At 61.6% G+C, this 20,242-nt stretch carries 21 protein-coding genes; 12 read left to right on the top strand and 9 right to left on the bottom strand.

Annotation, left to right across the window (positions count from 1 at the left end):
- Positions 1-498 precede the first annotated feature (498 nt).
- Entirely contained in the window at positions 499-906 is a 408-nt protein-coding gene (locus AOA62_RS06385) for a response regulator (RefSeq protein ID WP_017136715.1), read from the bottom strand.
- Between the two features lie 60 nt (positions 907-966).
- Entirely contained in the window at positions 967-1,161 is a 195-nt protein-coding gene (locus AOA62_RS06380; RefSeq protein ID WP_017136716.1) for a Flp family type IVb pilin, read from the bottom strand.
- 331 nt (positions 1,162-1,492) lie between these two features.
- On the opposite strand from AOA62_RS06380, the gene cpaB reads away from it, so the two are divergent.
- The 8 genes from cpaB to AOA62_RS06340 are packed head-to-tail and all read left to right on the top strand — an operon-like array spanning position 1,493 to position 8,905.
- The gene (gene cpaB / locus AOA62_RS06375; protein WP_099488030.1) at positions 1,493-2,419 is read left to right on the top strand and encodes a Flp pilus assembly protein CpaB; all 927 of its coding nucleotides are present in this window, start codon (positions 1,493-1,495) and stop codon (positions 2,417-2,419) included.
- Between the two features lie 15 nt (positions 2,420-2,434).
- Positions 2,435-3,655, top strand: a complete 1,221-nt coding sequence (locus AOA62_RS06370; RefSeq protein WP_099548151.1) for a type II and III secretion system protein family protein — start codon at positions 2,435-2,437, stop codon at positions 3,653-3,655.
- The gene (locus AOA62_RS06365) at positions 3,652-4,845 is read left to right on the top strand and encodes a pilus assembly protein (RefSeq protein ID WP_099548150.1); all 1,194 of its coding nucleotides are present in this window, start codon (positions 3,652-3,654) and stop codon (positions 4,843-4,845) included. Before AOA62_RS06370 ends, AOA62_RS06365 begins: the two co-directional genes overlap by 4 nt.
- A complete protein-coding gene (locus AOA62_RS06360) occupies positions 4,842-6,104 on the top strand; it encodes a CpaF family protein (protein WP_017136720.1) in 1,263 nt (420 codons plus the stop codon). The genes AOA62_RS06365 and AOA62_RS06360 overlap by 4 nt, the downstream gene beginning before the upstream one ends.
- 19 nt (positions 6,105-6,123) lie before the next feature.
- A complete protein-coding gene (locus AOA62_RS06355; RefSeq protein ID WP_026013678.1) occupies positions 6,124-7,005 on the top strand; it encodes a type II secretion system F family protein in 882 nt (293 codons plus the stop codon).
- 1 nt (position 7,006) lies between these two features.
- Positions 7,007-7,900, top strand: a complete 894-nt coding sequence (locus tag AOA62_RS06350; RefSeq protein ID WP_099548149.1) for a type II secretion system F family protein — start codon at positions 7,007-7,009, stop codon at positions 7,898-7,900.
- Positions 7,901-7,910: 10 nt separating this feature from the next.
- Positions 7,911-8,633, top strand: coding sequence for a tetratricopeptide repeat protein (locus tag AOA62_RS06345; RefSeq protein ID WP_099548148.1), 723 nt, complete (start codon positions 7,911-7,913; stop codon positions 8,631-8,633).
- Between the two features lie 2 nt (positions 8,634-8,635).
- The gene (locus AOA62_RS06340; protein ID WP_017136724.1) at positions 8,636-8,905 is read left to right on the top strand and encodes a DUF3613 domain-containing protein; all 270 of its coding nucleotides are present in this window, start codon (positions 8,636-8,638) and stop codon (positions 8,903-8,905) included.
- A 188-nt stretch (positions 8,906-9,093) separates the two neighbouring features.
- Here AOA62_RS06340 and AOA62_RS06335 read toward each other — a convergent pair whose 3' ends face one another.
- Positions 9,094-9,876: a response regulator transcription factor gene (locus AOA62_RS06335; protein WP_017136725.1), complete on the bottom strand. Its 783-nt coding sequence runs from the start codon at positions 9,874-9,876 to the stop codon at positions 9,094-9,096.
- 126 nt (positions 9,877-10,002) lie between these two features.
- Entirely contained in the window at positions 10,003-10,476 is a 474-nt protein-coding gene (locus AOA62_RS06330) for a prepilin peptidase (RefSeq protein WP_099548147.1), read from the bottom strand.
- A gap of 72 nt (positions 10,477-10,548) precedes the next feature.
- Here AOA62_RS06330 and AOA62_RS06325 point away from each other — a divergent pair, with 72 nt between their 5' ends.
- On the top strand, positions 10,549-10,989 hold the full coding sequence (locus AOA62_RS06325) for a TadE/TadG family type IV pilus assembly protein (protein ID WP_017136727.1): 441 nt from the start codon (positions 10,549-10,551) through the stop codon (positions 10,987-10,989).
- Positions 10,986-13,715, top strand: a complete 2,730-nt coding sequence (locus AOA62_RS06320) for a PAS domain-containing sensor histidine kinase (protein ID WP_099548146.1) — start codon at positions 10,986-10,988, stop codon at positions 13,713-13,715. Before AOA62_RS06325 ends, AOA62_RS06320 begins: the two co-directional genes overlap by 4 nt.
- On the opposite strand, the gene AOA62_RS06315 is transcribed toward AOA62_RS06320, so the two are convergent.
- The 5 genes from AOA62_RS06315 to AOA62_RS06295 form a co-directional block, all read right to left on the bottom strand.
- Positions 13,712-15,688, bottom strand: coding sequence for a pilus assembly protein TadG-related protein (locus tag AOA62_RS06315; protein WP_099548145.1), 1,977 nt, complete (start codon positions 15,686-15,688; stop codon positions 13,712-13,714). The two genes, AOA62_RS06320 and AOA62_RS06315, sit on opposite strands and share 4 nt — an antisense overlap.
- Positions 15,689-16,106: 418 nt before the next feature.
- Complete coding sequence (locus AOA62_RS06310; RefSeq protein ID WP_099548144.1) at positions 16,107-16,664, bottom strand: DUF4136 domain-containing protein; 558 nt, start codon at positions 16,662-16,664, stop codon at positions 16,107-16,109.
- Between the two features lie 45 nt (positions 16,665-16,709).
- Positions 16,710-17,312, bottom strand: a complete 603-nt coding sequence (locus tag AOA62_RS06305; RefSeq protein ID WP_017136730.1) for a DUF4136 domain-containing protein — start codon at positions 17,310-17,312, stop codon at positions 16,710-16,712.
- 24 nt (positions 17,313-17,336) lie between these two features.
- Positions 17,337-18,086, bottom strand: coding sequence for a methyltransferase domain-containing protein (locus tag AOA62_RS06300; protein ID WP_099548143.1), 750 nt, complete (start codon positions 18,084-18,086; stop codon positions 17,337-17,339).
- Positions 18,079-18,387, bottom strand: a complete 309-nt coding sequence (locus AOA62_RS06295) for a MazG-like family protein (protein WP_017136732.1) — start codon at positions 18,385-18,387, stop codon at positions 18,079-18,081. The genes AOA62_RS06300 and AOA62_RS06295 overlap by 8 nt, the downstream gene beginning before the upstream one ends.
- Positions 18,388-18,541: 154 nt before the next feature.
- Between AOA62_RS06295 and AOA62_RS06290 the strand changes: the two genes are divergently transcribed.
- Together AOA62_RS06290 and AOA62_RS06285 are read left to right on the top strand one after the other, a co-directional pair.
- The gene (locus tag AOA62_RS06290; protein ID WP_017136733.1) at positions 18,542-18,835 is read left to right on the top strand and encodes a hypothetical protein; all 294 of its coding nucleotides are present in this window, start codon (positions 18,542-18,544) and stop codon (positions 18,833-18,835) included.
- 3 nt (positions 18,836-18,838) lie between these two features.
- Positions 18,839-20,188, top strand: a complete 1,350-nt coding sequence (locus tag AOA62_RS06285) for an MATE family efflux transporter (RefSeq protein ID WP_017136734.1) — start codon at positions 18,839-18,841, stop codon at positions 20,186-20,188.
- Positions 20,189-20,242 lie beyond the last annotated feature (54 nt).

The raw sequence follows: 20,242 nt of genomic DNA, 5'->3' as shown, positions 1-20,242 counted from the left end.
CTGATGTACCGAGGTGTCTGCATCGCAGGCAAGCCAGCTCCCACAGAAAAGCAGCTCTTCAGTGTATGCAAATCCGCAGCCGACCTCATATTCAAAACTGCATGCGCTCCCACATTCAGACCGAGTTGTATCAAGTAGATAGGCTTTGGCTTTGCACTTGATCTGGCTTTTGCTTCAACCACTCAGGTCGGCTTTCAGGCCGCCGTGCTCTGCTTTTGATCTGAGGCGCCCCGTTAACCACGATGGCCGAACGCAGGCTTGAATCCGTGGGTAACCCGGCAGGACGCCGGGTTAGCCGCGCTGGGCCAAGGATGGCCCATCGCGGCGGCCCACGGATTCAAGCCGGAGTGAGGGCACACCGAGCCTAAGCGAGGTGCCGAGTGGTGGGGCACAGACCTTTTGGTTACTTTTGGGGCGTTTGCCAAAAGTGACCCGCTGTAAGAGCGGAACCATAGGCCGCCGTTACCGCAGCAACGGATATGTACTCAACAACCCCCGCTACAACCGAGACTTGCGCAAAGGAAAAAGACTGTTAAGCGTATCAATCAAGCGCACCAGATAAATGGGCTTGCGAAACAAATCCAACACCTGCAACCGCAGCATGTCACTCACATCATCCATCTCCGCATGCCCAGACATCACAATCACCGGCAAATGCTGACGATCCGTGTGCTCACGCAAGCGCTTGATCAACGATATCCCACTCTCCTCTGGCATACGCAGGTCAGTGATAACCAGGGCAATGTCAGGATTCAGCGTCAGTTCCTGCAATGCGTAAGTCACAGAGCTGGCGGTAAAACAAACGAAGCCCTCGTTCTCCAGCGACTCCGCCAGTTCTACGAGGGCATCTTCTTCGTCGTCCACCAACAGGATTTGTTGACGGAAAGGTACAGCTGCAGCATTCATGGGCACTACCTGATGTCACCACTCAAAACCATCTGAAATCAACAGCAGGCCGTCCCAAACTCACAACGCGGTGATCGCCGCCTGAATTCTGGCAAAGAAGGCCGTAATCTGAGGCCCCAGCGTCGTCCCGGCTGCCAGTATCACCAATGCTACAATCGCCACGAGAATGAGGTACTCAATCGCGGTCGCGCCCTCTTTGCGATGAAAAAGTAGCTGAAGTTGAACATGGAGTTTAATCAACAGTTCGAGGATCATCGTACTACTCCTATGGGCGACCAGACGCCCTAGCTCGGTGCTGCACAGTAATTGCCATGTGCCACCTGAGCATTGTCAACAAACCCCACCCTCACAACTGTAAGAACTGATTAATCACAAAGTAGTGGTCGTTTTGCTGGCGCCTGAATCCCTTGTTTTCAAGGCTATCGAGGCGCGCCACGAAGAAATCTTTCTGTCAGTAATGGCATTTTGTCCTAGCTGAACTACCTTCAAATAGCGAAATAGTTAGTCACTGTTCATAGCAGCCGAGTTGCGGAATTAGCCTGTTGGGATCGACGGGTTTTGGTGCAACAGGAAAAGGAGAGCCGTCATGAACACGCGTCTCAGCATGGTACTTGCCGGTGTGCTCTTGGTCGGTGCGCTGTTTGCCGGTTATTGGGGGTTGGTGCTCAGCCGCGAACCTGCCCCGGCGCCGCCACCACCGCCTACCGCACCGGTAGAAAAAGCCGTCGCCGTGGTCGAGGACCAGACCCGCCAATCGGTGGTGGTACTGGCCCACGATGTACCGCCCTTTATTGCCCTGACCGCCGCAGACCTGAGCATCGAAAAACTGCGCACAGCGCCAGCGGGCAGTATGACCAGTGTTGACCAGGCCATCGGCCGCACACCATGGCGCGCCTTGCAGGCCGGCACCTGGCTCAACGATGAGAGCTTCAGCCCCGGTGGCCCACTGGCCCGCATGATCCGCCCCAACGAACGCGCCCTCGCGGTTGCCGTCGATGAAGTGATTGGCGCTGCCGGCCAATTGAGCCCAGGCGACTATGTGGACGTGTTGCTGTACCTGCGCCAGGACGTCGCCAACGTCGAACAATCCGCTCAAGTGGTGATCCCTGCCATGCGCCTGCTCAGTGTCGGCGATCAAATGGGCCTGACCAACGACGGCGTTCCCGCTTCACCACCAGCAATGACCGCCGAAGAAAAAGCCCAACGCCATGCCCCCTCTCGCACCGTGGTGCTGGCCGTGCCCGAACAACTGCTGAGCCAACTGATGCTGGCGACCCAGGCCGGCACCTTGCGCCTGGCGGTGCGCAGCGCCGATGAACGCTTGCTGAGCCACTACTGGGCCGGTGAGAGCGATGCACCGGGCAAGCTGCAAAGCGCTAACCGCGACCTCTACCAATTCACCCAGCTGGCCTTCGTCCAGGCGCCCAAAAAAGTCGCCCAGGGTGGCCCCGCGCGCCGCACCGGTGTTGAGGTGATACGCGGTAATCAAGCAACCCAACAAACACCCGACTGAACAAGGATGCTGTGCATGAACCGACGTTTCGCACCGGTGTTCACGCTGAAAATCGCCTGTGCCCTGATGCTGTCGAACTTGTCTGTGGGGCTCGTTGCAGCCGCCCCGGGCAACTGCGGCAGCCTGGGCCAATTACCCGCAGCACTGTCGGTGGGCGAGGGCCTGCAACAGGAGCTGCAATCCCCTGTCGCCATCACACGCCTGGCCATTGGCGACCCGAAAATTGCCGACGTACACCTCAATGGCGATCGCGGTTTCCTGCTCACCGGCGTGGCCTCCGGCACCACCAGCCTGATGGTCTGGACCGCCTGTTCGAACACGCCGCGCCAGAGCATGGTGTTCGTCAAAGGCAAGGCTACCTCGGCATTGACCAGCCTGTCGCTGTCGCCGTCAGAAGACCCGACGCTGCCCAGCCAGGTACAGACCGATATCCGCTTCGTCGAAGTCAGCCGCTCCAAACTCAAGGAAGCCAGCACCAAGATCCTCGGCATCGGCAGCAACTTTTTCCTCGGCAGCCCCAAATTGCTCTCGCCTACCGTCGACACGTTCAAGCTGCCGGTGAGCACCACCAACTTTAATATCGGCTTTGGCGGCGGGCGGGTTTCTGCCCTGATCAATGCCCTGGAAAGCAGTGGTTTTGCCTACACCCTGGCGCGTCCAAGCCTGGTAGCCATGAGTGGGCAAAGTGCGACTTTCCTGGCCGGCGGCGAAGTACCGATCCCGGTGCCCAGCAGCGCCAGCAACAACATCTCGATCGAGTACAAAGAGTTCGGCATTCGCCTGACACTCACGCCAACGGTGATCGACCACAATCGCATCTCCCTCAAGGTGGCCCCCGAAGTCAGCGAGCTGGACTACACCAATGCCGTGGTCATTCAAAACATCCAGGTGCCGGCCCTGACCATCCGCCGCACCGACACCAGCGTGTCACTGGCCGACGGCGAAAGTTTTGTGATCAGCGGCCTGATCAGCAGCACCAACACCACCAATATCAGCAAGTTTCCAGGCCTGGGCGATATCCCGATTCTCGGTGCGTTCTTTCGTGATTCCTCGGTCAACCGCCAGGACAAAGAGCTGCTGATGATCGTCACCCCGCACCTGGTGCAGCCGCTGGCCGCGAACGCCCAACTGCCGTCCTTGCCCGGCGAGAAGCTGCGCAACTACGACCCGAACTGGTACCGCCTGTACTTCCTGGAAAATGGCAATTTCGACCGACTCAATGGGTTGTCTCAATGAGCGATAGCCTGAGCCAGACGTTTCTGGCAATCACCCGCAACAGCACCGACCTGGAATGGCTGCAGGGCGCGCTGGCACCGCTTGGCCAAGTGGTCAGCGCCGGCAGCGGCACCCTCGACGAGCTGCTCGCGCTGGTGGACGTGACCTTCGCCAACCTGGTGTTTATCGGCCTCGACCGCGAACACGTGGTGGCCCAAAGCGCGCTGATCGAAGGCGCGCTGGAGGCCAAGCCGATGCTCGCCATCGTCGCCCTCGGCGATGGCATGGACAACCAGCTTGTACTCAATGCCATGCGCGCCGGCGCCCGCGATTTTGTCGCCTATGGCTCACGCTCCAGCGAAGTCGCCGGGCTGGTACGTCGCCTGAGCAAACGCCTGCCGCCGGTGACCACCAACACCCAACTGGGTGGCCTGACCGTGCTCTACGGCACCCAGAGCAATGCCGACGGCGCATTGCTGACCAGCCACTTGGCGCTGGTGGTGCAAAAGAGCGGCCAGCAAACCCTGTTGCTCGACCTGGGCCTGCCGCGCGGTGACAGCCTGGCGTTGCTGGGGCTGGAAAGCTCGTTCAATTTCGGCGATGCCTTGCGCCACCTCAGGCGCCTGGACAGCACCTTGATCAACAGCGCGTTTACCTGCGCCGAAGACGGCCTGCGCATCCTCGCCTACGCCCCCAACGACGAGCCCCTGGCACAGACCAGCGCGGCCGAGCTGTACATGCTGCTCAGTGCCTTGCGCCAACACTTCCAGCACATCGTGGTAAACCTCGCCGGCCAGCCCGACAGCGAAGCGCTGCGCACCTTTGTCAGCCATTGCGACAAGCTGTTGTGGTGTACCGACCAGAGTGTGCTGGACTGCCGTCGCAACCTCGGCGTGCTGAACCAGTGGCGCGAAAAAGGCATGAAGCTGGAACACGCCAAGCTGCTGGTCGACCGTTACATCAAAGGTTGCGCGCCCGACGCCGAAGCCCTGGGCAAAAGCTATGGGCTGGAGGTGATCGCGGTGCTGCCGCTGAGCCCGGAGGTGCGCCTGAATGCCAAGAACCAAGGGCAAACCCTGTTCGCCCTGGCCCCACGCGAAACCCTGACCCACAACCTCAAAGCTTTGGGCGAGCGCCTGGCAAAGCGCTCCGAAGGCATGAAGCAACCCTCGCACACCTGGTTTGAACGCCTGCTGAGGGCTGGCAAATGAACGGTGAAAAACTCTTCGGCGCCCCCGCTCGCGGCCTCGGTGGCAACACTGACCACGACGGGCTCAAGCTGGTGCTGCATCGCTACATCATCGATGCCATCGAGGAGTCAGGCAAAAACTTGCTGGAGGGTTCACGCCCGCTGTTGGCGCAGTTTGTCATCGACAAAGTGGCTGAATACATCAACCGCATGCACCTGGCGATTTCCCGTTATGAGATGGAGCGCCTGGCCGAAGAGATCGTCGATGAACTGACCGGTTTCGGCCCGCTGGAAGTGCTGCTGCGCGACCCGTCAGTGACCGAAATCCTGGTCAACGGCCCGCACCGGGTGTTTATCGAACGTGACGGTTTGCTGCATCAAAGCGACCTGCGCTTTATCGATTCGCACCACGTTGAACGCGTGATGCAACGCATCCTCGCACCGCTGGGTCGGCGCCTGGATGAATCGTCGCCGATGGTCGACGCACGCCTGCCGGATGGCAGCCGGGTCAATGCAATCATCCCGCCGATTGCCCTGGACGGGCCGTGCCTGTCGATTCGTAAGTTTCGCAAGGACATGCTCAAAAGCAGCGACCTGGTGGCGATGCAGACCATCGACCAGAACATCTTTGACTTCTTCCAGGAAGCCGTGGGCAAGCGCTGCAATATCCTGATCAGCGGCGGTACCGGCACCGGTAAAACTACGCTGCTCAATATTCTCAGCCAACTGATCAACCCCCATGAACGCCTGGTCACCATCGAAGACGTGGCCGAGCTGCAATTGGGCCACCCCCACGTGGTGCGCCTGGAAACCCGCCCGCCGAATGCCGAGGGCCACGGCGAGGTCAAGGCCAGCGACCTGATTCGCAACGCCCTGCGGATGCGCCCCGACCGCATCATCCTTGGTGAGATCCGTGGCGTGGAAGTGCTTGATGTACTCACCGCCATGAACACCGGCCACGACGGTTCCATGAGTACCGTGCACGCCAACAACGCTGCCGATGCATTGCTGCGCCTGGAAACCCTGGTGGGCTTGACCGGCCGTGTGGTGGCGGAGAAAACCCTGCGGCAAATGATCTGCGCGGCGCTCGATGTGGTGATCCAGTTGACCCGTTTGCCGGACGGGCGTCGTTGCGTCAGCGAAGTGGTGGAGGTGGTGGGTATCCGCGAAGACGTGTACGTGACCAATACCCTGTTCCGCCATGACCGGCGCACTGGCTTCGGCTTCTTGCGCGAGGCGGTCAACCCTGCCGGCGATAAACTGCGCCGCGAACCGGCTTAGCCTTGAAAGGGACATGACCATGACCGGGGCCATCCTGCTACTCATCTGTTTGATCCTGATCGGCCTGTCGATCCGCTCCTTTCAGAACGGCCTGCGCCGTGCCCAGACCGAGCGGGTACTGAGCCGGCTCGCCGAGGGCCAGCCGCAGCTCACCGAAGAAGCCAACCAGTGGAGTGGCGTGGAACGGATGTTCCTGCGCGCAGGCCTGGGCAAACCCACGGACAGCCTGGGCCTGTGGCTGGCGATCTGGGCCCTGGGCGTGGCGTTGGGGCTGCTGGTGGCCGGCTGGCTCGGCCTGCTGGTGATGCTGGTGCTGCCGCCGGTGCTGCTGCGCCTGTACATCGCCTGGCGCTACCAGCGGCGCATCAAGCGCATGATCGAACAGCTGCCGCAATTGCTCGACCACACCGTGCGCAGCCTCAAGGCCGGGCGCACCCTGGCCGACTCGGTGCTGGGCGGTATCGAGATCACCGAAGACCCGCTGCAACAGGCCATGGGCCGTATCCAGCGCAATGTGCAGTTGGGCGTAAGCCTGCCGGAGTCGACCCACGACTTTGCCGAGTTCTACGAGCGTGATGAGTTTCGCCTGTTTGCGCTGGGCTTGAAGATCAACCATCGCTATGGCGGCAATGCCAGCGAACTGTTGGAAAACCTGATCAAGATGATCCGCGAGCGCGAGCAGGCCGCCCGCCAGTTGCGCGCCCTGACCGGCGAAACCCGCGTGACCGCCTACGTGCTCGGCGCCCTGCCCATCTCGATGATCGGCTACTTCCTGGTGGTGAACCCGGCGTACCTGATGACCATGTGGAACGACGGCACCGGGCGCACGCTGTTGTTCGTGGCACTCGGCATGCAACTGCTGGGCTGCTTCACCTTGTGGCGCATGCTGCGGAGTGTATGAGATGGCTATCCCACTGCTGATCAGCGCCGTAATGCTCCTGGCCGCCCTGGCGCTGGTGCTGGCCAACCTGCTCAAACACCGGCGCGGCCAGCGCCTGGTCGCCCAGCGCTTGCAGGGCCAGATGGGCCGTGAACGCACGCTCAATACGTTGATGCGCCAATTGGGCAACAGCCCTATCGCGCAACGCTCGGTCAGTCTGGACAACGAAACCCAACTGCTGCTCAGCCGCGTCGGTTGGCGCCAGGCCAGCCAACGTTCCATGTTCGCCGCCCTGCAGGTCGGCACGCCGCTAGTGGCGCTGGGCGTGGTGCTGGTGGGCCAGGAGCTGCTGTTTCCCCACACGGCCTCGCCGTGGCTGGCGCCCGCAATCGGTATGGGCATCGGTTACCTGTTGCCCAAACGCATCCTGGCCTGGGCCGCCAAGGCGCGTCAGCAGCGCATTTCCCGTGAGGTCTCGACCTTCATTCCGCTGCTGCGCATCCTGTTCGAGTCCGGCATGGCGGTTGAACAAGCGCTGCGCGTGCTGAGCATTGAAGCGCAGCGCCTGCTGCCGGACCTGACTTATGAACTGCGCCTGATCCTGACGCGTGTCGACTCCGGCCTGGAGCTGAGCGAAGAGCTGGGCAAGACCGCGCGGATGCTGGCCGTGGATGAATTCACCGACACCTGCACCATCCTCCAGCAACTGGTCCAGCAAGGCGGCGGTGCAATGAAATCGCTGCTGGCGCTCAAACAATTGCTCGACGACCGCCGCCTCACGCGCATTCAGGAGTTCGTGTCGAAGATGTCGGCAAAGATGTCGGTAGTGATGATGGTGTTCCTGTTTCCCGCCCTGCTGATCGTGCTCGGGGGGCCGGCGTTCATCGGCATCTCCCGGGCCTTGAGTAACTTATGAGGACCGCCCGATGAAAGCCTTGATAGCCGGTTTGAGCCTGTTGCTGCTCGGGGGGTGTGCCACCAACGGCCAAACGCCGTGGGCGGCCCTGACAGCGGGCGGCAGTTGCCCCAAACCAGGGTCGGACCAGGAACTGGCGCTGAACCTGGCCGATGAAATGGCCGGCGACGGCAAGCTGCACGCCAGCCTGGCGAACCTGCAGAGCCTGCCGGCCAACCTGCCCCAGGTGCGCCTGCGCCAGGCCAAGGCGTATCGCCTGCTCGGGCGTAGCGAGGCGCAGGGGCTTTATCAAAGCCTGATCGGCACCTGCATGGCGGCTGAAGGCGAACACGGCCTGGGCCAGTTGGCCTCGGCCGAGGGCGACAACGGCCAAGCCATGGCGCACTTGCAACGCGCGGCCCGGTTAGCGCCGACGGATGAAAAAATCCGCAATGACCTGGGCGTGGTGTACCTCAACCAACTGCGCCTGGAAGACGCACGCTTCGAGTTCATGACTGCCATGGAGCTCAAGCAGAGCGACCCGCTGGCGGCGATCAATCTGGTGACCCTGATGATCTATCAGGACAACTGGAAGCAGGCCGCGCAGGTGGCCAGCCAAATGAACCTGAGCCCTGAACAGGTTACCGACGCCCAGGCCCGCGCCGAGAAACTCAAAGGCGCCAGCGTTCCCGTCGCCAAGGTCAAAGACCAGGTGGCTACCATGAGTGATGCCGCAAGCACCCCGAGGAATTGATCATGAAAATGCTATATCTCACCAGCCTCGCCGTGCTGGCACTGCCCCTCAGTGTCATGGCCATTGAGCCCGGCCCGTCATCGCCGCAGCAGGCGGTGACCGAAAGCTGGCTGACCTTGCAGTCCAGCGGGAAAGCGGCCTCAAGCACCCAGCAAAAAGCTTCCGCCGCCGAGCGTGACCTGGCGGCGCAACGCTTGCTGGAAAGCTACAAGCACCCGATTCCGGAGTACTTCGATCAGAAGGCGGGCGGGACAGCCCAGGGCGGTAGTTGATAGCAGGACGCGGAGCGTCCTGGGCGGCATTCCCACGCAGAGCGTGGGAACGATCATTCAGACACAAGCGGGCTTTCTGTGGCGAGCAAGCTTGCTTGCGCTGGGGTGCGAAGCGCCCCCAAAAAAGCCGGAGACTGCTGCGCAGTCAACGGGAGCAAGCTCCCTCGCCACAGCAAGCCCGCTCCCACTCAGTGGGCGGTGACTCGCTGGCGCATCGCCGAGTTGTTGGGCGACAACGCCAGCGCCAACTGCGTGCGGTTATGCATGTGCGTCAGGCGCAGCACCTGGGACACATACAGCTTCACGGTGTTCTCGGTAATGCCCAGCTCACAGGCAATCTGATAATTGGTCTGCCCCTTGCCCACCAGCCGCGCCACATCCAGCTGACGTGGCGACAGTTGGTTGAAGATCGCCGGAATCTCCACCGGCCCGGCCTCCTCGGCCGACGCCTCGTCATTCTCATGCCCTGGCGGGCTGCGGCGTGCTTTGTCGAGGTCCTGGTACAGGTCGTTGATGGACTCGGAAAGAAATTGCAGCTTCTGGTTCAAGTGCCCCAGTTGCAGCTCTTTCTTGCGCTCCTCCAACGCCGCTTCCTGGCGCTGCAAGCCTTCGAGCAGCTCATCGAGGTTGATTGGCTTCTGGTAGTAATCCGCGATCCCCGCGCGCAGCGCCTTGATCACATCCTGCTTGTCCGCACGGCCGGTCAACATGATCGCCTCAAAGGCGCGTTGCTTGCCCGCTACCTTCTGCAGGGCCTGGACCAACTCGATGCCGTCCATGTCCGGCATATGCAGATCGCACAGCACCAGGCCAATCTCGGCGTCTTCGGTAAAACGCTTCAAGGCCTGCTGGCTGGATTCACACGGGACGCAGCGGAAACCGCTGCTTTCAAGAAATTCACAGAGCTCTTCCACGATCAGCGGTTGATCGTCGACCACGAGCACTTTTACTGCAGAGGTAAGCTTGTTCACGCGCTACTCCATGCATTGCAAGCCAAAAGTTTGACTAATCCTTCACCACGAATATTCCCGTACATCTACGTATTAAACGTAGACGTACTTTCCGACTATGTACATAGCGTTAATACCCTCAGGCGATTAATGGATCCAAAACCAGGTGGCGGCGAACCCCACCAGTAAAAACGGCGCAAACGGCAGTTTTCTTGACGGGTCCGGCGCCAGATAACCCAGATGCTTTTTAACCCCTTGACTCATAAGCGGCCAAAGCTTTGGCGCTGCCAATAGCCACACCAAATTGGCGATCGCGGCCCCCACAAATGAACCCAGCAAATAGTCGGCATTGGAGGCCAGCGCCAAGGCCGCGAGCAGCTTTACATCCCCCGCTCCAAGGCGGCCCAGGGCGTAACCGGGCAAGGTCAGCAGCAGCGCCAGGAAAAACGCCCACAGCCCCTGCCCGACGGAGGCGCCGAGCCAGGTGTTGCCCGTCCACACGAGGTAGATCAACGCCAACAACGCCGCGCCCAGCGTCAGGCGATTGGCAAGCAAGCGCTGGCGAACGTCCTGCACGGCACACAGCCCCAACCACAACAGCACCACTGCACTATGGATCACGTAAAAAACATCCCTTTTCGCCGATTGATTCTATGCTGATATCAAGTAGTAGCCGTCAGGGTAGACGCGGTGATGAAAACAAGCCTCCCGGAAAAGCAAAAAGGCGCGGCAGCCATCGAGTTCATTGCCGTGTTTGTGATTTTTTTTGCCGTGTTCTACGGCACGGTCAGCTATAGCCTGCCGCTGCTGCTGTTGCAGTCGTTCAACCAGGCCACCGCCGAAGCCGTGCGCCAGAGCGTAGGGCTGGACCCGAATATGCAAGGCTACCCCGCCGCCGTACAGGCCACTGCCAAAACGGCGGTCGCCAACCGTTTGGGGTGGATTCCCAACGCCTACAAATTCGACGCTTCCACCCAAGTCACCACCACCTTCACCAGCGGGCTGTTGTCGGTGCAGATCAACTACCCGTCGGCCAACCTCCAGGCGGTGCTGCCCTTTATTGTCCTGCCGGGCATCGGCACCGTGCCGCAGTTACCGGCAACTCTGCAGGCCCAGTCGAGCCTGCAGTTTTGACTTCGGGGGACAGACTTTTCGGGCGCTTGCTCGGTCGCAATGGCGCGCTGGAAATCGACACGCCCGCGCCGCCGTCTGCCGGGTTGCATGTGCAACTGGATAGCCAAGGCCGCGTGCTCGACCTCAGCGGCACGTTGCGCCCACAGTTGCCGCCACTGGTTAACTCGCCGCGTTTGCAAGAACTGCTGAGTGCCCATAGCGCCGTAACGGTTGAAGGCGTGCCCGCCGACTGGCAGCGCCACAGCCTCGACCTGGATTTTCACGGGATCGCCGGGCAAACCCTGCACACCCGCGGCACGCTTGAACCCCACGACAATGGCTGGCTGCTGCATGCCGTAGACATTGGTGATTTGCTCGGCGGCCGGCAATTGGCCGAGCAGCGCGAACAGAACCACCAATTGAGCAGCCGCGTCAGTGAACAACTGCGCGTGTGCAGCCTCAGCCGCCTGCCCGAGGTGTTCAACGAACAGTTAAGCAGCGTGGCGCAGCGCTGGCGTATCCCCTGCGTGGCCCTGGCGCTGCTCGATCAGGAAGACCAGGGTTGGAGGGTCTACAGCCAGTACGCCAACCATGATGCACCGTTGTTCTGGCACACTGGGCAACGCCTCGGGACCTGCCTGGACAGCCTCAACGGCACCACGCCGCTGAGCCTGAAAGCGCCTTATGGGCGCGGCGAGCACCCGCGTTTGCACAGTATTTTCGGCAATGCCGATGGGTTCCTTGTGCCCTATCGCGATGGCCAAGGCATCGCCGCATGGCTGCTGTGCGGCGCGTACAGTGGCCAACTGCACAGCAACGACCGCGACTGGCTGAACCTCGCCGCCGCCCTCGCCGCCCCACTGCTCAGCCGCCTGCGCGAACACCGTCACCATCAACAACTCGAGCGCCAGGAAGCGTTGCAAGGCCTGCTGGGCACGGGCTGGTTTGAGTTATTGCCCGCCAGCGGCGAAATCCAGCTCGCCCCCCAATTGATGCGCAACCTCGACCCGGAAGACGGCCCGACCCGGCAACCCCTCGAAGCGTGGCTGAACCACATTCACCCCGCCGACCGCCAGGAACTGCACAGCCGTCTACGCGACCTGCAAACCCTCGGCAAACCCTTGCTCGCCAGCGCGCGCCTCAACCGTGGCGACAGCGTCGCGCCGACCTGGTATCGCGTGCAGGGCCAGGTGCTGGGCGCCGGTGAACAGCGGCGCTGGGTCGGTTTTATGCTCGACATCAGCGACATCCAGAACCAGCAGCTGCAAGCCGATGCCGCCCGCGCCCGCCTGGATAACCTGATTGCCAGCTCACCGGCGGTGATCTATGTGCAGCGCTATGTGAATGGCGCGCTGCAGCCGGTGTTTTTCAGTCACAGTCTGCTGCCCTTGCTCGGTCGCACCCTGGCCGAATGCACCCATGACAGCCTGGTGCAATGGGTACACCCGGACGACCGCGACCTGTACTTCCAGCGCACCCGCCAATTGCTGCGTGAAGGCAGCGTGCGCAGCCGTTACCGCGTGCAAGACACACACGGGGATTACCACTGGCTGCTCGACGAAGCCAAGCTGCTGCGCGACGACTTGGGCGTGCCGGTAGAAGCGGTCGGCCTGTGGCTGGATGTGACCGAGGCAACCTTGGCCGCCCAGCAGGTCAAGGACAGTGAGGAGCGCTATCGCATCCTTGTGGAAGACTCCCCGGCAATGATCTGCCGCTACCGCCCGGACCTGACCCTGACCTTCGGCAACACGCCGCTGGCCAATTACCTGGAGTGCCTACCTGCGCAGTTGCGCGGGGTCAACCTGGGTGAATGGCTGTCGACCGAACAGCGCGAAGCGTTTGTGCAGCGCATACAGCAGTTGACGCCGGAGTTCCCGGTGAGCACAGCCGAAATCAGCCTGCAATTGCCCGGCCGCGAACATGCCTGGTGGGTGTGGTCGGACCGAGGCGTCTTTGATGAGCACGGCACCCTTGTGGAAGTGCAGGCCGTGGGCCGCGATAACACCGAAGTGCGGCGCTCCCAGCAGCAACTGACGCAAAGCGCGAAAATGGCCACCCTCGGTGAAATGGCCACGGGCCTGGCCCATGAGATCAACCAGCCGCTGAACGTGATGCGCATGGCCATCGTCAATGTGCTCAAGCGCCTGAGCAATGGCGACGTGCAGATCGACTACCTGACCGAAAAACTCCAGCGCATCGACGCCCAGGTACAGCGTGCGGCGCGGGTGGTCGACCATATGCGTGTGTTCGGCCGCCGCTCGGAGGTCGAGCAGCAACCTTTTGACCCGGCGCAGGCGTTGGAGGGCACCTTGTCGTTGCTCAGTGAAGGCCTGCGTGGCAAAGGTGTTGAAGTGCGCCTGACCCAGGCGGATATCCCGGTGCAGGTCAAAGGCTACGTCGACCAGCTTGAGCAAGTGCTGATCAACCTGATGGTCAACGCCCGCGATGCGCTGTTGAGCCAGCGCGAAAAGAACCCCGAGCTGCGCCCGTGGATTGCCCTGCACACCGAACACGACAGCCGCCACGTGCGCATCTGGGTCGAAGACAACGGCGGCGGCATCGACCCGCGCTTGCTGGAACGCATCTTCGAGCCGTTTTTTACCACCAAGCCGATTGGCGTGGGCACCGGGTTGGGCCTGTCGGTGAGTTACGGCATCGTCGAGAACATGGGCGGGCGCCTGAGCGTCAGCAACGGCGAACACGGCGCACGGTTCTGCGTGGAACTGCCCAGGGCCATCGACGTTTAAATCACCAGGTAAGCCTCGCCGGTCTGGCCACAGGTGAGGTTGGCGCCGACGTTCACATTCACCAGGCTGATGCCGAGCATACTCAGCAGGTTGTTAAGGATCGGGTTGAGCAGCGGGCCGAGCAAGCCATCCACCACCGGCGTGACAATCGCGCTGACGGCACTGAGCAGCGCTGTGACCGTAGGCGCCAGAATGCCCAACGGGCTTCCTCCGGACGGTTGGTAAGCCGTGATGCCCACGCCATTGAGCGTGGTTGAAAGGCTGCTCACCACATTGGTGGCGGGTGCCGCAGCCTGATAGGTCGGCGCAAGGCCCACGTTCGGCGGCGTGGCAAACGGCGTGGTACTGGAGAACACCAGGGTTTGATTGCTCTGCGCAATCGGACTGACCACCTTGATCGCGATGCCACCACCGGCAAACGGCACGCGCGGGTCACAGCTGCCGATGCCGAGTATCTTGTGGCAGGTCTTGGTACCAATATCGATCAGGGGTAACGGCGCTACCGTCATCGGCAAGGTGGTGGAAAACGCATTGGTAATACTGCCCACATTCAACGACGCCAGCGAGGTGGTGGTGTACGCCGTCAGGCTCTTGGTGCCCGCGTTGCCGGTGGGGCAGCTGTAGGCGGTGACGTAACTGCTCGCGGCCCCGGCATCCAGTACGATGTTAATCGGCAGGTTGCCGGGTAGCACCAGCAAATCCGCCTGCTGGCAACCAGCGCCCAGCAAGCACAAGGCCGAGTTGATCGTGCTCACCAGGTTCAGGTTCAGCAGGCTGCCGAGCACCGGCGTCAGTGGACCCAACAAGTCGTTTACCGCCGTGTTCAGCCCCGACAACGCACTTAATACCGGCAAGCTCACGGTCACTTCAGTGCGCACCTGGGCGGTACGTACGTAAATTTTATTTGGCCCTGTAGGGTTGGCCGCCGCCAGCACCGGGTTGCCGATCGCTGACAACTGTGGCGGTTCGATCACTTTGACCTGAGTGGTGATGTTGGCCAACCCCAGCACACTCACGGGCAAGGTCGCCGCCGCCGCGCTTTTGCTGTTGGACAGTTGCACCACGCCCTGGATCAGTTGGAACACCTGCAAGTTGGCATTCAGCGCCGCAGCGGTGGTGCCGGTCTGCAATTGCAAAATCTGCCCGACGGTCAACGGTGCCTGGTTGATCGCGGCGACTTGCAAGCTGCCCAGGGCGGTGATCACGTCCGCCGTTGCGCCATTGGCGGTCAGTACGGTGACCGCGGCCTGGATCAATTGCGCGGCGGTGACGTTGGTGTTGAGCAGCTGGGTGTAGTTACCGGCGGCCACGTTGAGGTTGACCGCCAGTTGGTTGAGGTAACTGAGCAGGTTGATATTGGTATTGAGCAAACCATTCCACCCGGCGACCGTCAGGTTGACGTTACCGCCGAGCAAGCCACTGAACAGCGGGTTCAACAGGCTCGCACTTGCGGTGTTGACGCTGGCCAGGGTGCTGTTGATGGTCAGTTGGGCCGAAGGTGGCGTGGGCACCGCCGCTACGGCGGTCGCGGTCAATACGGTATTGATGCTCACCGGATTGCCGGAGAACAACGCCCAAACCCCGGCGGCCACGCTGGTGGTCACGGTTTTGCTCACCACCACTTGAATCGCCGATGACACTGCAGGGTTGGCACTGAACATGCGTCGGCCCGACGCGCCGGTGGTCACGGTGCCGCATTGGGTCACCAGGGTATTGCCGCTGCCCACCACAAAATGATTGCGCGCCACACTCTGCCCGGCAAACGCTGCCGCGCTCAACCCGCTCAGGCACGTGCCGCTGCGGCTCACCGCTTCCAGCGCCGCCGTATCTGCCACGCCTTGCAGCTTGCGCTTCTCCAGGTACAGGCGGCCGCTGTCGATCATCAACAATGTAAAGGCCAGCGCCACCGCCAACACGCCGGCGGCCATCAGGCCGATTGCGCCACCTTGCCTGGAACCAAGTCGGGGAGACATCGAGCACTCCTGTGCCGGCGAGTTGCCGAGCGCTTACTCTCCTGGGATGCAATTGAGTGTAGACAAGGGCTGGAGGTGGTGAAGATCAAAAATGTGGGGCTTGCCCGCGATGGCCATCGATATCTATACAACCGGTTAGTGGCAAGTGGACTGTTGTGGCGAGCAGGCTTGTCCTGCGTTGGGTCGCGAAGCGGCCCCAGTATAGGCACTGCAGTTTTCCCGAAAGAACTCAGCGTCCGGGTTTGGGGCTGCTTCGCGACCCAACGCAGGACAAGCCTGCTCGCCACAGGAGAAATTGGCTGCCTTCAAACGTTGTGTAGATACCTGTGCCACGATGGCGGTGGATCAGTCAGTGCATCGGTGACTGACAGACCGCTATCGCGGGCAAGCCCGCTCCCACAGGGTTTGGCGGTGGTCTTTAGTGCGGAGGGTAGTTGGAGAGGATCCTGGTCACCGTGCTGCGAATGGCATCACTGCGATCCTGCGGGTTCGGCGTGCTGGCCATCATCTGCTCGTCGCTGCCACGCCATACCAGTTTGCCGTCCTTGCCGTCGAGCAGGTCGATCTGGATGGTCGCCACTTTGTAGGTGATGTTGCGCGTTTCGTTGTACATCGGCCCGCCCCAGTAGCCATTCCACGGGCCGCCCCAGGCGCCGCCGTAGTTGGTGGTGACTTGTTGCTGGCGCTCTTCGACGATCAGGTAGGCCTGTACATTCAGGTCGGCCCTGGTGCCTGCGGCTGCGGGGCGCAGGCCGCGCTGGTCGAGTTGCTCGCCCACGGCCTGGCGAATGCGTTGCTCGGTGAGGTCGCTCTTGATCCGTGGATCATCCGGGCGGTATTGCAGGGCAGGGTCTTTCCAGGCCCAGTTGCGGTACGCGCCAAAATCGCGGCTGGCATCAAAGTCATGGTTGACCTGGCTGGTCTGGCAGCCACTCAACAAGACCACTACAGCGAGTGCAGCAAGGCGACGAAGCATGGGGGTTCTCCAAAAAATGGAATAAGCCTGAGATGAGAATAGCTGCTAACTGGGTGGATAAGCGCTCATTGCCTTCTGCATCGCTTCGCGCAACGCATCAGCGCGTTCGCTCAGGCTACCCTGGCTGGTGGTTTCGGCGCTGGTGCTCCATACCGGCTGGCGCGTGCGGGCATCGAACAGGCTCACGCGGGCCACCGCAACTGTCACTTCATAGGTGCGTACCACCGGCACCGTGTTGTACATGCCGTAGCCATTGCCATAGCGGTTATAGCCACCGTAGCCGTAGCCATAGTCGTCCTGCACCTGGCGCAGGCGTTTTTCCAGACGCACGTCAGCAGTTACCAGCAGGTCGGGGGCGCGGCTGTCATGCAAAGGGCGCAAGCCGCGCTGATCTAGAGCGCCGCTGACCGCTTCGGCTATTTGCGCCGAATCCGCCCAGGCCGTCCCCGCGGGCAACTGGCCGTTAAGCCAGCCCCAACTGCGGTAGGCGCCATAGTCGCGCATCGGCGCCGGGTAGGCGCTGGCATCAAAGGTGTTCGCCGCCTGGGCCGGAGCCGGCGGCATAGGGGCCGAGGCGGCCACGTAGGGGTTGGGCGTGGAGCAAGCGCCCAAGCCGAGGGATAACAGGATCAAACAGAGACGACGCATTTCGACCTCCGCAGACTGGGCCGCTTAAACCGGACGGCAGATCCAGTGCAAATAACGCCCAAGTCCGGCAAAGCTTGGGTGACGACGGTGAGCGAGTTCCATCTCCAACAAGTCCTGCAGATTGGCGCGAGCCTGGAATTCCATCGGCATATAGTCGTGGAACACCCGCACGCCACTTTGGCTTTCGACCTGCCAAAGCCCCTCGAGTTGCGCCGCCAGTTCCCGTGGGTCGAGCGGTTGTTGCGGGGTAAGGCTCTGCTTCTCGCCGGCCATGTCGTTCTTGCGCATTTTGCGGAAGTGGCCTTTGAGCAGGTTGCGGTAAATCAGCGCATCGCGGTTGTAGAACGCCAGCGACAACCAGCCGCCGGGCACCGTGAGCTGGTGCAGCACCGGCAGGATCGCGTGAGGTTCGGCCAGCCATTCGAGCACGGCGTGGCACAGGACCAGGTCGTAGGGCTCGGTGAGTTGGCCGAGCAATTGCTGCCAGGGCGCATGGATAAAAGTCGCGGTCTGCCCGGCGTCGGCAAACCGCTGACGGGCGCCTTCAAGCATCGGCTCGGCGGGCTCGGCCAGGGTCACTTGATGGCCGCGCTCAGCCAGCCACAGCGACATATGCCCCAGGCCCGCGCCGATATCCAGTACGCGCAAAGGGCGCTCGGGCAAGGCTTCAGTCAGGTCGGCCTGCAACACTGCCAGGCGAATCGCGCCTTTGGCGCCACCGTAGATCTTCTCGGCAAAGCGCGTGGCCAAATGGTCAAAGTGACGGTCACTCATGGGCAAACCGCCGTTCGCTGTCGGCCAGTTTGGCGCGTACCACTTCGTTCATGTCCAGGCCCAGCTCACTGCACAGCAACAGCAGGTACAGCACGATATCGCCGACTTCCTGCCCGGCGTGGGTGAGTTTGTCCGCCGGCAGTTGGCGCGACTGGTCTTCGGTCAGCCACTGGAATATTTCCACCAGCTCGGACATTTCCACACTGGCGGCCATGGCCAGGTTTTTAGGGCTGTGGAAGCGCTTCCAGTCGTTGGTATCGCGAATACGGTGCAAGCGTTCGGTGAGGTGTTCGAGGTTCATGCGGGGGCTCCTGAAGGTGTATAGCTTCGGGCGGATGCCGGGCGAAGGCAAGTGAATCCCTGTAACGCGTAAACCTCTATGCTAAAAGGGAACTCGCTTGGTGTAATAACGACCAAAGGCTCAGCGACGCCCACCTCTTCATCAGGACACACACATGCAGGTAGAAAGCTTTTTCGAATGGTTGGGCCAGGCACTGGGGTCCGTCATCCGCTTTATCGTCGACGGGCTCAGCGGGCTGTTCGGCGCCTTGACCCACGCGGGCGGCAACTTTATTGAAGGCCTGTCGCGCACATTGGGCATGGACACCTCGATCATCAGCATCGCCGCCCTCATCATCGGGTTGATGTTGCTGTACTCGGCGGTGCGTGCGTTTATGCGCGCCTCGATCATTATGGGAATTATCTGGTTGATGCTGGGTTTGTGGTTGCTCAGCTGGGTTGTGCATTAATACTTGAAAACACTCACCCTGCTGACAGATTGGCGCGACCGCCGCACCCATCGCCGCGTCTGGGCATTGGCGGCGCCGATGATCTTGTCGAACATCTCGGTGCCGCTGGTGGCCCTGGTGGACAGCATGGTCATCGGCCACCTGCCCCACGCCCATCAACTGGGCGCTGTGGCCGTGGGCGCCAGCCTGTATACCTTCCTGGCCTGGGCCATGGGCTTTCTGCGCATGGGTTCCACCGGGTTTGCCGCACAAGCCGCCGGGCGCGGGGATGGCGCGGCGCTCAGGCAAATCCTGCTGCAAGGTTTGTTGCTGGCGCTGGGGCTGGCCATGCTGCTGGGCACGGTGGGCATTCCGCTGAGCCATCTGGCCCTGGAGTGGATGCAGCCCTCGCCCGAGCTGAACCAACTGACCCGCGATTTTTTCCACACCCGCTTGTTCGGCCTGCCCGCCGCGCTGGCCAGCTATGCCTTGGTCGGCTGGTTCCTCGGCACGCAAAATGCCCGCGCACCACTGGCTATCCTGCTGACCACCAACCTGGTCAACATCGCCTTGAACCTGTGGTTTGTACTCGGTCTGGATTGGGGTGTGGTCGGCTCAGCACGCGCCTCCGTTATCGCCGAATGGACCGGCGCCCTGCTCGGCTTGGCCCTCACGCAAAAAGCCCTGCGCGCGTATCCCGGGCATATCGCCTGGGCCGCTTTGCAGCGGTGGCAAAGCTGGCGGCCGCTGTTGGCGGTGAACCGCGATATTTTTATCCGCAGCCTGGCGCTGCAGTCGGTGTTTTTCATGATCACGGTGCAAGGCGCACGCCTGGGCGATGCCACCGTGGCGGCCAATGCGCTGCTGCTCAATGGTCTGCTGTTGACGGCCCACGCCCTCGACGGTCTGGCCCACGCAGTGGAAGCGCTGTGCGGGCACGCCATCGGCGCCCATGATCGCCAGGCATTGCGCCGTTCGCTGGTGGTCGCTTGTGGCTGGTCATTGATCGCCAGCCTAGGGTTCGCCCTGCTGTTCACCTTCGCCGGGCACTTGTTTATCGCCATGCAAACTGACATCCCCAGCGTGCGCGAAACCGCCGATATCTACCTGCCTTACCTGGCCGTACTGCCGTTGATTGCGGTGTGGAGCTATTTACTGGACGGCCTGTTTATCGGTGCAACCCGCGCGCGGGAAATGCGTAACGGCATGCTGTTGACGGTGGTGATTGTGCTGCCATTCGCATGGGCCTTGCAGGGCTTGGGCAATCATGGGCTGTGGGTCACCTTCCTGCTGTTCATGGCCCTGCGCAGCCTGACACTGTGGGCAATTGCCTGGCGCCTGAACAAACAGGACCGCTGGCTCAGCGCCCGTTAGTAAAGAATGGCCGGTTTGCAGCGTAAGAAAAACTCACAACTGCGCGTGGAGCCT

The sequence above is a fragment of the Pseudomonas sp. 2995-3 genome (assembly GCF_002742565.1).
GTDB classification, from domain to species: Bacteria; Pseudomonadota; Gammaproteobacteria; order Pseudomonadales; family Pseudomonadaceae; genus Aquipseudomonas; species Aquipseudomonas edaphica.
Note: the sequence above shows the minus strand (reverse complement) of the source record. Positions and strands in the feature narration are given on the sequence as shown.